A 14,678-nucleotide genomic window follows, 5' to 3' on the forward strand; every position below is an offset into this window, starting at 1 on the left:
CAAACAAGAGAGTACCGCCCTTGAGACAAGGGCGGTATCACCTTGCAGCTATTTCACTGTATACCTTTTGCTTAAGCAGTAAGCTTAGGTATTACATTGTACCGTGGAATGTACGGTTGATAACGTCCATTTGTTGTTCGCGAGTCAGCTTGATGAAGTTAACAGCATAGCCGGATACACGGATTGTCAATTGTGGATAGTTTTCTGGGTGATCCATAGCGTCGATCAGTTGTTCACGGTTAAATACGTTAACGTTCAAGTGCTGAGCGTTATTGTGGAAGTATCCGTCCATCATGAATACCAGGTTGGACTTGCGGGATTCTTCATCTTTACCCAATGCCTTAGGAACGATAGAGAACGTATTGGAAATACCGTCTTGTGCGTCAGAGTAAGGCAGTTTGGCAACAGAGTTCAGGGAAGCCAGCGCGCCTTTCTTGTCGCGTCCGTGCATTGGGTTAGCACCTGGAGCGAACGGTTCACCTTTCTTACGTCCATCAGGAGTAGTACCTGTCTTCTTACCGTATACAACGTTCGAAGTGATGGTCAATACCGATTGTGTAGGCGTAGCATCACGGTAAGTTTTGTGTTTGCGGATCATGGACATGAAGGTTTCAACCAATTCGACTGCAATGCTGTCAACAGCATCGTCGTTGTTGCCGTAGCAAGGGAATTCACCTTCGGTTTCGAAGTCGATTGCGATACCTTGTTCGTTGCGGATCGGTTTAACCTTAGCGTATTTAATTGCGCTCAGGGAGTCAGTAGCAACAGACAGACCAGCAATACCGCAAGCCATCGTACGCAGAATGTCGCGGTCATGCAGCGCCATTTCGATACGTTCGTAGGAATATTTGTCATGCATGTAGTGGATGATGTTCAGCGTGTTAACATATGTCTTAGCCAGCCACTCCATCATTGGTTTGAAGCGTTTCATTACTTCGTTGTAATCGAGATATTCCGAAGTGATTGCCGGGAATTCAGGACCAACCTGTACGCCGGATTTCTCATCTACACCGCCGTTAATTGCATACAGCAGAGCTTTTGCAAGGTTGGCGCGGGCGCCGAAGAACTGCATTTGTTTACCGATACGCATTGGGGATACGCAGCAAGCAATCGCGTAATCTTCACCCCAGTATGGACGCATTACATCGTCATTCTCATATTGGATAGCGCTGGTCTCGATGGAAACCTTAGCACAGTATTTCTTGAACGCTTCAGGAAGTCTTTCAGACCACAGAACAGTCAAGTTTGGTTCTGGAGCTGGTCCCAGGTTGTACAGGGTATGCAGGAAGCGGAAGCTGTTCTTAGTTACGCGGGTTGTTCCGTCTTCAGACATACCGCCGATGGACTCAGTTACCCAAGTAGGGTCACCAGAGAACAGTTCGTTATAGTCAGGTGTACGCAGGAATTTCACGATACGCAGTTTCATTACGAAATGGTCAACGATTTCTTGTGCTTGTTCTTCAGTAAGAGTACCTTCTTCGAAATCACGTTGTGCATAGATATCCAGGAAGGAGGATACACGTCCCAGGGACATTGCGGCACCGTTTTGTTCTTTAACGGCTGCCAGATAACCGAAGTACACCCATTGGGCAGCTTCTTTGAAGTTGTTAGCCGGTTTGGAGATATCCATACCGTGTGCCGCTGCCATTTCTTTCAGTTCGCCCAGAGCGCGGATTTGCTCGGACAGCTCTTCACGCAGACGGATTACTTCTTCAGTCATGGAATCAACTTCAAGCTCGGCTTGTTGTTGTTTCTTGTCTTTGATCAGGAAATCGATACCGTACAGAGCAATGCGGCGGTAGTCGCCGATGATGCGTCCGCGGCCGTAGGCATCAGGAAGACCTGTGATAACTCCCGATTTACGGACGGCTCTCATTTCTGGTGTATATGCATCAAATACGCCTTGGTTATGCGTTTTGCGGATATTCGTGAACATTTCAACAATGTTGTTCGGAAGCTCAAAGCCGTACGCTTTGGTGGCATCGATCATCATTTTGATACCGCCGAACGGTTGAATGGAACGTTTGAAAGGAGCATCAGTCTGTACACCAACAATTTGTTCTAAGTCCTTGTTGATGTAGCCTGGTTTGTGGGAAGTAATAGTGGAGACAGTATCCAGGGAAACATCCCATACGCCGCCTCTTTCTCTTTCTTCTTTACTCAGCTGGGAGATAATCTTCCACAGTTCAGTTGTGTTGCTGGTAGGACCTACGAGGAAATCTTCGTTTCCTTCATAAGGCTTGATGTTCTTGGAAATAAATTCGTTAACATCGACTTTCTTAGCCCATTTGCCTTTTACGAAACTTCTCCAACCCGATTTTACTTCTTGTACATCTTTTTCAATCACCGACATGCTAAATCCCTCCATTTATATTTATTATATTTGTAGAGATCGCGGGCTTGAAGGTTAATCCCGTGTCTCGTGATCCCAAAGATATGGTTGGTTGTAATAAAATTCACAATAGCTTCTACATAACCGGGATCGTTGTTTATATAAACATTTTAGTTTATTTTCTGGAAATGGACTGTGACAAATATCACTCTTTCGGTGATATTTGTCACTTACATCCAGTCCCATATTACCCTATAAACTATTTGTTTATCTAGTGATTGCTAATTAGTTCTCGAATTTGCCGTAGAATGCGTTACGGTATACGTCAGCAAGCTCGGAAACCAGCGGCAGCTTAGGGTTGGCAGTTGTACATTGGTCTTCAAATGCACGGTCAGCCAGATAGTCTACGCGGGATTCGAAGTCCTTAGGATCAAAGCCCAGCGCTTGGAACGACTCTTCGATGCCGAGTTTTTTGTTCATATCGCGGATTGCATTGATCAGGCTTGTTACGCCTTCTTCGGTTGTGCGTGCAGGCAATCCCAGGATGCGTGCGATTTCCGCATAACGCTCGTCAGCTACAAAGTGCGAATATTTAGGGAACGAAGCGAACTTCGTAGGTTTCTTAGCGTTGTAACGGATAACGTGCGGCATCAGGATGGCGTTGGTGCGTCCATGAGCTGTGTGATATTGACCGCCCCATTTGTGCGCCAAGCTGTGGTTGATGCCCAGGAATGCATTGGCAAAAGCCATACCAGCAAGTGTAGATGCGTTATGCATTTTTTCGCGGGCCAGTTTATCGCCTTCGAGTGCTGATTTTTCAAGGTATTGGAATACCAATTGGATAGCTTTGATAGCCAGACCGTCAGTGTAGTCACTAGCCATTACGGAAACATAAGCTTCGATGGCATGTGTCAATACGTCCATACCTGTGTCGGCAACAGCAGTTTTTGGCAAGCTGTATACAAACTCAGGGTCGATGATTGCAACGTCTGGAGTCAGCTCATAATCAGCCAATGGGTATTTAGTATTGTTAGCTGTTGTTTTGTCTGTAATAACCGCGAAAGAAGTTACTTCAGAACCTGTACCCGAAGTTGTAGGAATCGCTACGAATTTCGCTTTGTTTCCAAGCTTAGGGAATTTGTATACGCGTTTGCGGATATCCATGAATTTTTGTTTCAGGCCGTTGAAATCAGCGTCCGGATGTTCATAGAATAACCACATGCCTTTTGCAGCATCCATAGGGGAACCGCCGCCAAGCGCGATGATGCAGTCCGGTTGGAATCTGTTCATCATGGCAGTACCTTTTTCTACGGTAGTTGTCGATGGATCTGGTTCAACTTCCGAGAACACTTCAATGGCTACAGGTGTTTGACGTTGACGCAGATAGTGTTCAACTCTTTCTACATAGCCCAGTTTAACCATCATAGGGTCAGTGATGATAGCAACCCGGGTGATGTCAGGCATTTTAGCCAGGTATTGAGTAGCGCCTTTTTCGAAGTAAATCTTGTCAGGTACTTTAAACCATTGCATATTCACGGTACGACGGTTCACCCTTTTCACGTTGATCAGATTGATGGCAGTAACGTTCTGCGATACCGAGTTGCGGCCGTAAGATCCGCAGCCCAGAGTCAATGAAGGGATATTCGTATTGTAGATATCGCCGATAGCGCCGTGAGTCGATGGCGAGTTGACGAGAATACGTCCGGTCTGCAGACGGTTAGAGAACTTCATGATTACTTCTTCGTTGTTGGAGTGGATGGCCGAGCTGTGGCCCATACCGCCAAATTCAACAATTTGAGCTGCACGTTCGATACCTTGATCAGCATTCTTAACTTTGTAGCAAGCAAGAACCGGGCTCAATTTTTCAGCGGAAAGCGGATATTTAGTACCTACGCCTTCAAGCTCAGCTACCAGGATCTTAGTGCCTGCAGGAACTTGAATGCCGCACATTTCAGCGATCTTCACTGCGGATTGACCTACGATTGCCGGGTTAACTGCGCATTTTTCAACGTTCATTGCGCCGCTTGTCAGCTTGGCAGCTTCTTCTTTATTTACAAAGTAGCAGCCGTTGGCGATCATTTTCTTCTTCACTTGATCAAAGATGGCTTCTTCAATGATAACAGCTTGCTCGGAAGCACAAATCATACCATTGTCAAAAGTCTTCGACAGAATAATGTCGGTTACCGCTTGATCAATATCGGCACTCTTTTCAATGAAGGCAGGCACGTTACCAGGACCTACGCCAAGAGCCGGTTTACCGCAGCTATAAGCTGCTTTTACCATTGCCGAACCGCCTGTTGCCAGGATAAGCGCAACGTCCGGATTGTTCATTAGTGCATTTGTTTTGTCCATCGTTGGCAGCTCGATCCATTGGATACAGTTCTCAGGAGCGCCGGCTTTAACGGCTGCATCATGAAGAATTTTTGCTGCTGCGGCACTACACTCTTGCGCAGATGGATGGAAACCGAATATAATAGGATTACGTGTCTTCGCTGCAATCAGTGCTTTAAACATCGTGGTGGATGTTGGATTCGTTACAGGTGTGATCCCCATAATGATTCCGACTGGTTCAGCAATCTTTTGGAAGCTGTCATATTGGTTGTCTTCAACAACGCCTACTGTTTTGTCGTATTTAATTCCGTGCCAGATATATTCAGTTGAGAAGATGTTCTTCGTAATTTTGTCTTCGTATACTCCGCGGCCAGTTTCTTCTACAGCCAGCTTAGCCAGGTACATGTGCTTGTCGAGTCCTGCGAGCGCCATTGCATGAACGATTGTGTTAACTTGCTCTTGATCCAGCGCCATGTAAGCTTCTTGAGCTTTCTTTGCTTTATCCACCAAAGTCTGAACATACTCTTCAGCGGTGGTTTGTTTCACTTGGGCGGCGACTTCGTTCTTAACTGCCATCTCCCTCGTCCTCCTGTCAATTTTTAGGTTGTTTTTCTCTACACATTTATCTTATCACATTCTCTTCGTCTTGCATAGTGAAATCTTTCACAAAGTATAAAGTTTTTTTTGATTTGTTTTCAAAGCGCTTTCATTTGATAAAATTCAGGGCATATTTCCATATTATATGTGTATTAATTTATGGAATTGTTATAATTCCCCATACGCTAATTCTGATCCTCGTGTAAACATACCTGAGTGTTACAAAAAAAAGGAACTGTCATCGGACAGTCCCCTCGCATTGGCATCTAACAAACGATAATGTTAGGATTCATTCGGGTAAGTTCTTGTTCAACAAGCCTGTAACGATGATAGGCAATCGTGCAGCTAACAGAACTCTGGCTGCTCATGTCGTCAAAATAAGCAACCTTATATGTTCTCTCCAGACGTGCCACGTTATCAATATTGACCGCCGTTCCCCGATCTACGATGCTGAAGTGGCATCCGGTGCTGTTAAGCGCGTTCACCCAGTAACGCAAGGGTCCCATGATGTAATAAACGCCTTCCCTCGTATGTACCAGGATAGACTGTGATTCGATGGTATTGCACTTAAGAAACAAGATGCGCTCTAAGCCAACAGTGATGATCCCGGCAGATCCGTCAGCGGTTTCGGTAACGGAAATAGCATTCATGGAATCAACCTGCTTTCTCAACTATTTTTTTAAGAGCTCGGCCGGAATGTCGCCTTTGTACCAAAATAAAAAACAATTCGTTCCTACCGTTGCTTCTGCAACCTTGGTCAGTATGTTTGCCACCAGATTCATGATCTCACCACCTTTCCAAGCACCAGCGTAACGCTCTGAGCGAGAAAGCTGAACGCAAGCACCGACGATAGAATGAAGTAATTGGAAGCAACAAGCAGCATGGCTGCAAGCTTCATATAAGGAAAATACTTTGGGGGAATCCTCGATTGCTGATCTATGCCTACCGGAGCCAGGAACAGAATTGCAAGCATTGCCGCAGTTGTCGCTACAACGGTCCATAATTCAGACACAGCAACCAGGGAGATACCAGTAAAGCTCAATGTGGAGACAACGGTGCACTGCAGATTGGATTTGAGATGAATGCCTCCTGTTAACTGGCGGAGCAGCGCGAACGAGATGAGGATTGCAGCGGCCTCCCCCGTATGACCGGTAAATAAGGAGATGCCCAAGGTTGCCAGAACAATAAATATCACATTAAGAAGCATCGCAATCGCGAATTTAAAAACTTCAACCGAGGATGGATGATCCGGTACGGAGCGTTTTAGTGAAAATGCCATTTTTGCAGCGAGCAGCTCAATCATTCATTTTCTCCTTTCTAATTGAGTAATACATTAAAAAGGTAAAGGCGCTTATGAAGAAAAGAATGCACCAGCCTATCTCATTCTTGTACATGATCAAAGAGAACAGCAGAAAGAAAAGCACAATCAATCCCACCACCAGCGTTCCTTCCCAGCGCAGCCGCAACCTTTCGAAATCAAAAGTAAAGCCAATGCCAAGCTTGAACAAAACCCACGCCAGAAAAATGCTGGTCGAGCCGGATATGAACTGACCTCCGTATTCGTTAATCACCGAGGTCTGTGAATCGGAAATGGAGCCAAAGAACAATAAGACGAGCGCTACTTGTATGATGCTAAATGCCAGATAACCAAAAATGGCTATAATAGAAGACCATATAATTGGAATTCTAATGACAACTGTCAGCAGAAATATAAAAAGCATAATGTTAATAACCGGAACCAGGAAAGACAGGTCGAGATCAGTCCGCAGCACAAAGCTCTGCAGGTTCATCAGCAGAATAATAAACAACGCAGGCCAAATATAGTCCGTCGCCTTCAGCCTGAAGAACGACATCATCATGGCGAATATTCCCACCCCCTCAATGGTTGAGAAAAACATAAATCCCGCCGGTTCCCATGACAAATGGCCTCACCGCCTGACATTTTTATGGTTAATAATTACATTATATTACATGTCTACTCAAGTAGTATAGCAAAATTTTAGCAAATAATAACTCTTTTTATCCAATAAAAAAAGACCTCCGTTGAGGCGAGAAACTCAAGAGAGGCCTTGCCTTTTGAACTATTTGGTATAGCCATTCAAAGCCAGCCAGGATGCGCAGGCCCCAGTCCAGCTTCTCGTGTGAGGCTCCTCGTCACCCAGACCAAGCCCGTGTCTGCCATGCGCATATACATGAAGGTCAAAAGGAATGTGATGTCGACTGAGCGCTGCGGCGAACTGCAGGCTATTCTCCACTGGCACAGCTTCATCATCTGAGGTATGCCAAAGAAATGTAGGGGGTGTAGCCGCCGTTACCTGAAGCTCACTGCTAAAGTGATCCACCAGGTCTTTGTCTGGGTTCTCCCCAAGTAGATTTACTTTTGTGCCTTGATGCGTCACCCCATCAGCCATTGAAATCACCGGGTAGCACAAGATCAGCAAATCGGGACGGCTGGACTGCCGCTGAGCAGGATCAGAGTCTTCACTATCTCCATAATCAAACAAAACACCGGCGGTAGAAGCCAAATGTCCACCTGCCGAAAATCCCAGAATCCCCAGTCTGCCGGGGTCAATTCTATACTCTTCAGAACGGAACCGAATCGTACGCAGCGCCCTTTGAGCATCCAGCAGCGCATTGGGGTATCCATAAGGCGCAACACGGTAACGCAGCACAAAAGCCGATATTCCGAGCGTATTTAGCCATTCAGCGATTGGTGCGCCTTCGTGGTCCGCCCGCATGCCATAACCGCCTCCCGGACAGACAATAACAGCGGCGTTCCGCTCTCCTTCCACGAGATAAGGTGTAATAGCCGGGATATCCTCGTCGCTCTTACCAAGTGCTCCCGGAGCACCTTCCGGCCATAACAATAATGTCTCCATTTTCATCCCTCAAGCTTTCCTTCTATAAAATAGAATTATTACTCGCAGGAAAAGGTTTTCTTTCCCGGCATTTAGTCTAACAAAGTATTACAGGTCATGCAAACGGAATGCTTTGATAAAGGAGTTGAAAGAGGCCTGCAGTTTGCGCTATGATCAAAAAAGCTGAATCATCTTCAGTGTGGAGAAAAGCAAATCGGGCAACCAGCTGCTATAATATGGGTTATTTTACACAAACGCCCTAATTCAAGCTCAAAAACATATTAAATCTCACACTTTCGAAGTGAAAATTATCACAATGTTAAAAATTCGACACTTTTTCGCGAAAATCTTTACCCATAAAGAGGAATTTCAAGGTATAATTAATTTAAAATTTACTGAAAAACTGAGGGAATAAAGGGGATGTCGATTATGATCAAGGAACATTACAATGTTATCGAAGCCCACGGAAATACAAACTGTTTCTCCGAACAGAACTTTAACCGACTTTTGGTCACAATGAAAGAACGCATGGTTCCAGAAGGCTCTCATTTGTTCTGGGAAGGCGACTATTCGGATAAATTGTTTTATATCAAACGTGGACGTGTGAAGCTGACCAAATCTACTGATGAAGGTAAGGAACTCATTCTTTATATGTACCAAGCCGGTGATATGGTCGGTCAGGCCGACCCATTCTTCAGCACCAAGCACAGCTTCACTGCGGAAGTAATTGAAGAGAGTGAAGTTGGAATCATTGAGCAGAAGGATCTGGAGATTCTGATCTGCCAGCATTGTGATTTCGCTATTGACTTTATGAAATGGATGGGTATCCATCACCGTCTCACCCAGACGAAATTCCGTGATCTGATGATGTACGGCAAGCCTGGCGCACTCTGCTCCACACTGATTCGTCTCGGCAACACCTACGGCGAGAAGAACGGCGACAGCATTCTGATCAACAAAAAGATTACGCATACGGATCTGTCCAACATGATCGGCGCTACCCGTGAGAGCGTTAACCGGATGCTGAGCGACCTGCGTAAAAAAGATGCAGTAGAATATGAGAACGGCATGATCGTCATCAAAGATCTTGCAATGCTTCAAGACATCTGCCATTGTGAACTATGCCCTAACGAAATTTGCCGCATTTAATTTCCTAACAACAATACCCTCTATTCACCTCACTGAATCATATATGACCCTATAATTCGTATTATCCAATAGAGTGGTCAAAGGCGCCCTGTCCGGCGTCTTTTTTTATTGAGTTGGTTGGGTCCTTAGTTCCCAATCATCATAATACCTCGTCTCAGTTGGCAGGATTCCACTGCTCAGCCATTCCGCCGCTGCTACCACTACAGGTGAAGAAGAGTCGAGTGTAATCTCTGATAAGTCCACCCACTCGGCCCCCAGAGAATCCTGTTCCGCAAACTCCACAATCTTGGCAGGCCTTCCTTCCCCGGCAATTTCCACTGTACATAGAGCGGCTATATGGTGCATATGAGTGAAGGCTTCCTCTTGAAAACGTACAAAACAATCGAATGTTCCCGCATTGCTTTGCACGCTTACTGTGAGTCCAGTCTCCTCCATAAACTCCCGAACCAGCCCATCCCTCAGCCCTTCGTTCTCCTCCAGCCTTCCGCCTGGAAGGTCGTATCTACCCGTATAAGGACCTTTTCTTTTACGGATCACCAGCATCTTGCCCTCACGAAGACAAATCCCGTAAACGCCAAAGTGATTGAAGCTCAACACTCTCGGACAACTCCTTCGTTCAATTCCCCCAAGCTTAACACATATCTGTTCCGGCTGCAGTGACAAAAAAGGCCCTGTGGTCGAATAGACCACAGGGCCAGCAGAAGTTAGCTGATCCGTTGCTGCTTATCAGGTATAACGGCTGCACGGGCTGCACGTACAGGAGAAATCAGCCAGTATGCCATGCCGACAAACACGCCTCCGCCGATGATATTGCCTAAGGTCACCGGAATCATGTTATGCAGCCAGCCGGCAACCGAAATCGTCTCTGGATGATTAGGCAGCAGCACCGCTACGCTCAGCAGCGTCATGTTGGCTACACTGTGCTCATAACCGCTGGCGATAAAGGCGAACAAACACCACCAGATCAGCACCAGCTTGGCTGTCTCGCTTTTGGCGCGTGAGGCCATCCATAACGCCAGGCAGACCAGCCAGTTACAGAGAATGCCACGGAAGAACAGCTCGGAGAACGGAAGGCTCATTTTTTTGGCGGCTGCGGTAAAGATCAGATGATCTACGGGGGCTGCCTTGAATAATCCCGTACCCTTGATCAGCAAAGCCAGAATAACCGCACCGGCAACATTACCGACAAATACGATGATCCAGTTCTTCACGGTATCCCATACACTGGTTCGGCCGGCAAGTGTACTAACGGTAAAAAACATGTTATTCCCGGTAAACAGCTCCGAGCCGGCGAAGACGACCAGAGTCAGGGCAATCCCGAAGGACGTTCCCATGATCAGCGGCTGAAAAGGAGATTTGACCGCCGCAAGCGGCGCTCCCAATGAAAAAATCAGGATGATGCCAATTCCCACATACGCCCCGGCTAAAAGCGCAGCAAGAAAATACTTCGGCAGACTTTCATTCATTTTGTCACGTTTGCCAACCGCTGTCTCTACGATGTTCTCCACGCTTTGTGTAAACATCCTTCCACCCCACCATTATTTATTTGAAATAGAATGCTGAACCTTCTCTCTACAAGCTGACTTTCACTATATCGCCGTCCAGTATGGCCGGATATGTCGCTACCTTGCCGTGATCCGGGGCCTGGACTTCGCCGCTGCGCAGGTCGATCTTCCAGTCATACAGCGGATCGTACAGATAGTAGCCCGAAACGATTCCCTCGGCGAGCGGGCCACCCTTCGGATGAGGACTGCGGTTCTCTATGGCATAGACCGCTCCATCCGAAGTCCGGAAAATAGCCAGCTCCACAGATCCGGCGTTGACTACCCGGCCAATCTGCAGCAGGAAATCCTGCACTGCTCCAACAGCATATTCTTGTTTGGTGGATTGCATTGTTTTCTCTCCTCTCTCCTTGTCGCTGTGAATCAGACTCTTGCCTGCTCAAAAAGCGCAGTACGCGTATCTTTGTCGTCGAGCATTTTTTTCCAAGGATCAGAAACCTGTGCCAGGGCAAAATCAATACGTGCAGCCAGTTCCTTGCGGTTGTCTTCATTCTCCAGAATCACTTGCTTAATCTGTTCCAGTCCCATACGCTCTACCCACTCGGAGGTTCTTTCGAGATAATTGCCGGTTTCGCGGTAGAATTGCATCACAGCAGAGCAGACCTCGATTAGCTCTTCATCGGTTTTCACTTTGCAGAAGGCGTCAGCGATACGCGGCTTGATTCCGCCATTTCCGCCGATGAACACTTCCCAGCCTCCGTCATTGCCGACGATGCCGATATCTTTCGTGCAGGATTCCGCACAGTTGCGCGGGCAGCCGTTAACTGCCATTTTGAACTTGGCCGGAAAATCAAGCCGTTCATACTTACGCTCAAGCAATGCACCCATGCCCATAGAGTCCTGTGTACCAAAGCGGCAGAACTGCGAGCCTACACAGGTCTTCACTGTACGCAGCGATTTCGCGTAAGCATAGCCGGATGGCATATCCAGCTCTTCCCATACCTTAGGCACATCCTCTTTTTTGACGCCGATAAGGTCCAAACGCTGTCCGCCGGTTACCTTCACAACCTTCACATCATATTTCAGGGAGACATCGGCAATTTTCTTCAAATCTTCCGGTGTCGTAACCCCGCCGTACATACGCGGAACTACGGTAAAGGTACCATCCTTCTGAATGTTGGCGCTCATCCGTTCGTTGACGAAGCGTGATTCCTTCTCATCCTCATGGGTGTCCGGATAGATCATTCCGAGATAATAGTTCACTGCCGGACGGCATTTGGAGCAGCCTTCGGCTTGTTTCCAGCCCAGCACATTCATGACCTCTTTAGTTGTTTTCAGGCCTTTGGCCGTAATTTCTGCCACGATCTCATCCCGGCTAAGCGAGGTACAGGTGCAAATGCCCTGCTTCGCGCTCTGCTGGAAGCTGTCGCCAAGCACGAATTGCAGAATCTGCTCAACAACCGGCTTACAGCCGCCGCAGGAGCGGGTAGCTCCAGTGCAGGCTTTGATCTCATCTACAGTGGTAAAACCATTCTCGGTAACGGCATCGACAATCGCTTTTTTGGTCACGCCGTTACAGCCGCAGACAATCTCTTCATCAGCCATAGCTTCGACGGACAAGCCTTTCTTCGCTCCTCCTCCGCCGCAGCAGCCGCCGCCCATGACCTCGCCATAAATTTCGTCGGTCATTTCCGCACCCTGCTTCACCAGCTTTTGCAGATTGGCCGATTCCGTAACATCGCCGAACAGAACCGCACCGACGATGATGTTATTTTTGAGCAAAATCTTCTTGTAGGTCCGCTTCCATTCATCTTTGGCAGAGATCACTGTGTGCTCCGCAGTTTCAATGAATTCACCGGCGGAGAAGACATCCACTCCGGAAATTTTCAGCTTGGTCGATACAACCGAGCCTTCATACGGCTGGGTAGGGGCACCGGACAGATGCTTGGCCAGCACCATTCCCTGTTCGAACAGCGGAGCTACCAGACCGTAGCAGATACCGCGGTGTTCTGTACACTCGCCAACGGAATATACATCCGCCATCGAGGTCTGCAGATAATCATTGACCACAATTCCGCGATTAACGGTGATGCCGCTCTCTTGGGCAAGCAGGGTGTTCGGCTTAATTCCGACTGCCATTACTACAAAGTCTGCGGCCAGTTCCGTTCCGTCACTGAAGCGCAGCCCGTTCACACGTTCTTCTCCGGTCAGTTCGACGGTCTGCTTGCCCATGGCAAATTTCACACCCTGGCGCTCAAGCTCGCTCTGCAGCATCGAGGAAGCATTGCGGTCCAGTTGCCGCTCCATCAGATCCTCCAGCAGATGCACAACCGTAACATCCATCCCGAGGTTCACGAGTCCTTTGGCCGCTTCCAGTCCCAGCAGACCGCCGCCGATAACCGCTGCCGTTCTGTACTGCTTAGCTGCAGCCAGCATAGCATCGCAATCCGCAATATCACGGAAGCCTACGACACCTTCTTTGTTGTTGCCGGGTATAGGAAGAATGAATGAATTCGAACCCGTTGCTATAATCACTTTGTCATAAGGAACGGACATTCCGTTATCCGTAATGATCCGGCGCGCCGCCTCATCAATCCGGGTGACGGTAGTTCCTGTATGCAGGGTAATGTTGTTATCCTCGTACCACTTGCGGTCGTTAAGAATGATGTCCTCGATTGTTTTACTGCCCTCAAGGACGTAGGACAGCATAATCCGATTGTAATTGGGATGCGGCTCACTTCCGAAGATGGTGATATCGTAAGCGCCGCCCAGCTTCAATATTTGTTCAATAGTGCCTACGCCTGCCATCCCGTTGCCTATGAGTACTAGTTTTTCTCTCTCCACTGTCACTTTTAAGACCCTCCTTCAAGCTTCTGGACTTCTTCACAACTTCCTGTATAGTGAAATTATACTGTTGAAATTTGAAGGGTATTTGTGATTCCAATCACAATAAATGTGAAACATTTCACATCTTTTCGGAACCGATATTTATGTGCGCATAAAGACTAAAATAGCCAGCTTCCTTTGCCATAAGCAGTAAGAAAGCTGGCTATATCATCATGAATCATCGTAACGCAAGCAATATTTCCAGTGTATCCTGAGGTCTAAGCTTCATATCAATTCCGCTGTCCAGCAAGGGCTTGCCATTCACCTTCAGCTTCCATGCCTCATTGCTGAGCGGAGCATAATCCATAACCGTAGTCACAGTTCTGTTGTCTTCAGCCAATTGCACCATTTCGCTGGCTTTCAGCATACTTCTTACAGTCAAGTCCTCCGTGTATGGCTGCACATACGAATGCGTCAGCTCCGGCTGCTCGCTCCCGCCGTTGATGGAGAGCAAGACCGGCTGTAGCTCAGCCCCGACCGCTGCCGGCTTCGCCGCAATAATTATGCTGTCCTCGCGGTCAACACTGCTGTTCCAGTCGGTTATTTTTTTGCCGTCCACTTGAATCTCCCAGACCCATTCCGGGCTCAGGGATACCTTGTTGACACGCAGAATACTTAAGCCGTCTGCGGCAAAAGTAGCGACTCCGCTGCTCTTAAGCAATTCAAACAGCGAGATTCCAGGCTTGTAGGCTTCGCTGAGCTGTCTGCCTGAGCTTCCGGCCAGCTCACTGTCTCCGACCAGCAGAGAAAACGCCGGCCCTTCATTACGAGTTCCCGAATTGCTCCCGTCAGCCGTAGGGCCAAGAACAGATGAGCAGCCGCCTGCTGTTGCAATGATGATAATTCCTAGCAAAATACGCCACAGAAATCTTGAGGGCATTTCTGGCACCGCCTCTCCCGCCCGATCCCAGCCTCCAGCAGCTATTCAGGCAATCAATTATTATGTACATAGTCCTTTTAAGAATAACGCAAATGAGACCTGTTCTCAAATTTTGCTGCTTTCTTACTATTTAAAAAAAGTCC

Annotated in this window: 13 protein-coding genes; 1 reads left to right on the top strand and 12 read right to left on the bottom strand. The window is 47.5% G+C overall.

Going from position 1 to position 14,678, the window contains the following annotated elements; translation table 11 throughout:
* Positions 1 to 91: 91 nt before the first annotated feature.
* The 7 genes from pflB to AC0LWN_RS26195 form a co-directional block, all read right to left on the bottom strand.
* A complete protein-coding gene (gene pflB, locus AC0LWN_RS26165; RefSeq protein ID WP_474670589.1) occupies positions 92 to 2,353 on the bottom strand; it encodes a formate C-acetyltransferase in 2,262 nt (753 codons plus the stop codon).
* 264 nt (positions 2,354 to 2,617) lie between these two features.
* Positions 2,618 to 5,239, bottom strand: coding sequence for a bifunctional acetaldehyde-CoA/alcohol dehydrogenase (adhE, locus tag AC0LWN_RS26170; RefSeq protein ID WP_458964052.1), 2,622 nt, complete (start codon positions 5,237 to 5,239; stop codon positions 2,618 to 2,620).
* Between the two features lie 287 nt (positions 5,240 to 5,526).
* Positions 5,527 to 5,910, bottom strand: a complete 384-nt coding sequence (locus AC0LWN_RS26175) for a LytTR family transcriptional regulator DNA-binding domain-containing protein (RefSeq protein WP_474670590.1) — start codon at positions 5,908 to 5,910, stop codon at positions 5,527 to 5,529.
* Between the two features lie 21 nt (positions 5,911 to 5,931).
* Positions 5,932 to 6,042 carry a cyclic lactone autoinducer peptide gene (locus tag AC0LWN_RS26180; protein WP_019909611.1) on the bottom strand — a complete coding sequence of 37 codons (111 nt, stop codon included), beginning with the start codon at positions 6,040 to 6,042 and terminating at the stop codon, positions 5,932 to 5,934.
* The gene (locus tag AC0LWN_RS26185; RefSeq protein ID WP_474670591.1) at positions 6,039 to 6,563 is read right to left on the bottom strand and encodes an accessory gene regulator ArgB-like protein; all 525 of its coding nucleotides are present in this window, start codon (positions 6,561 to 6,563) and stop codon (positions 6,039 to 6,041) included. The genes AC0LWN_RS26180 and AC0LWN_RS26185 overlap by 4 nt, the downstream gene beginning before the upstream one ends.
* Complete coding sequence (locus AC0LWN_RS26190) at positions 6,556 to 7,182, bottom strand: hypothetical protein (RefSeq protein WP_474670592.1); 627 nt, start codon at positions 7,180 to 7,182, stop codon at positions 6,556 to 6,558. Before AC0LWN_RS26190 ends, AC0LWN_RS26185 begins: the two co-directional genes overlap by 8 nt.
* 159 nt (positions 7,183 to 7,341) lie before the next feature.
* The gene (locus AC0LWN_RS26195) at positions 7,342 to 8,139 is read right to left on the bottom strand and encodes an alpha/beta hydrolase (RefSeq protein WP_474670593.1); all 798 of its coding nucleotides are present in this window, start codon (positions 8,137 to 8,139) and stop codon (positions 7,342 to 7,344) included.
* Between the two features lie 408 nt (positions 8,140 to 8,547).
* On the opposite strand from AC0LWN_RS26195, the gene AC0LWN_RS26200 reads away from it, so the two are divergent.
* Positions 8,548 to 9,267 carry a Crp/Fnr family transcriptional regulator gene (locus AC0LWN_RS26200; protein WP_458964046.1) on the top strand — a complete coding sequence of 240 codons (720 nt, stop codon included), beginning with the start codon at positions 8,548 to 8,550 and terminating at the stop codon, positions 9,265 to 9,267.
* 105 nt (positions 9,268 to 9,372) lie between these two features.
* On the opposite strand, the gene AC0LWN_RS26205 is transcribed toward AC0LWN_RS26200, so the two are convergent.
* The 5 genes from AC0LWN_RS26205 to AC0LWN_RS26225 all read right to left on the bottom strand — a co-directional run bounded on the left by AC0LWN_RS26205 (position 9,373) and on the right by AC0LWN_RS26225 (position 14,535).
* The gene (locus AC0LWN_RS26205; RefSeq protein ID WP_474670596.1) at positions 9,373 to 9,864 is read right to left on the bottom strand and encodes an NUDIX hydrolase; all 492 of its coding nucleotides are present in this window, start codon (positions 9,862 to 9,864) and stop codon (positions 9,373 to 9,375) included.
* Positions 9,865 to 9,971: 107 nt separating this feature from the next.
* Positions 9,972 to 10,790 carry a formate/nitrite transporter family protein gene (locus AC0LWN_RS26210; protein ID WP_474670598.1) on the bottom strand — a complete coding sequence of 273 codons (819 nt, stop codon included), beginning with the start codon at positions 10,788 to 10,790 and terminating at the stop codon, positions 9,972 to 9,974.
* A gap of 49 nt (positions 10,791 to 10,839) precedes the next feature.
* Positions 10,840 to 11,160, bottom strand: coding sequence for a nitrite reductase small subunit NirD (gene nirD / locus AC0LWN_RS26215; protein WP_474670600.1), 321 nt, complete (start codon positions 11,158 to 11,160; stop codon positions 10,840 to 10,842).
* A 32-nt stretch (positions 11,161 to 11,192) separates the two neighbouring features.
* Positions 11,193 to 13,619, bottom strand: coding sequence for a nitrite reductase large subunit NirB (gene nirB / locus AC0LWN_RS26220; protein ID WP_474670602.1), 2,427 nt, complete (start codon positions 13,617 to 13,619; stop codon positions 11,193 to 11,195).
* 214 nt (positions 13,620 to 13,833) lie between these two features.
* On the bottom strand, positions 13,834 to 14,535 hold the full coding sequence (locus AC0LWN_RS26225; protein ID WP_474670604.1) for a hypothetical protein: 702 nt from the start codon (positions 14,533 to 14,535) through the stop codon (positions 13,834 to 13,836).
* Positions 14,536 to 14,678: the final 143 nt, after the last annotated feature.

It is taken from the genome of Paenibacillus sp. sgz302115, assembly GCF_056120445.1.

Coding starts and splice junctions, on each gene's coding strand:
- AC0LWN_RS26225 (WP_474670604.1), bottom strand. CDS start 14,535: ATGCCCTCAAGATTTCTGTGGCGTATTTTGCTAGGAATTATCATCATT.
- AC0LWN_RS26210 (WP_474670598.1), bottom strand. CDS start 10,790: ATGTTTACACAAAGCGTGGAGAACATCGTAGAGACAGCGGTTGGCAAA.
- AC0LWN_RS26180 (WP_019909611.1), bottom strand. CDS start 6,042: ATGAATCTGGTGGCAAACATACTGACCAAGGTTGCAGAAGCAACGGTA.
- nirD (WP_474670600.1), bottom strand. CDS start 11,160: ATGCAATCCACCAAACAAGAATATGCTGTTGGAGCAGTGCAGGATTTC.
- pflB (WP_474670589.1), bottom strand. CDS start 2,353: ATGTCGGTGATTGAAAAAGATGTACAAGAAGTAAAATCGGGTTGGAGA.
- AC0LWN_RS26175 (WP_474670590.1), bottom strand. CDS start 5,910: ATGAATGCTATTTCCGTTACCGAAACCGCTGACGGATCTGCCGGGATC.
- AC0LWN_RS26195 (WP_474670593.1), bottom strand. CDS start 8,139: ATGGAGACATTATTGTTATGGCCGGAAGGTGCTCCGGGAGCACTTGGT.
- AC0LWN_RS26185 (WP_474670591.1), bottom strand. CDS start 6,563: ATGATTGAGCTGCTCGCTGCAAAAATGGCATTTTCACTAAAACGCTCC.
- adhE (WP_458964052.1), bottom strand. CDS start 5,239: ATGGCAGTTAAGAACGAAGTCGCCGCCCAAGTGAAACAAACCACCGCT.
- AC0LWN_RS26200 (WP_458964046.1), top strand. CDS start 8,548: ATGATCAAGGAACATTACAATGTTATCGAAGCCCACGGAAATACAAAC.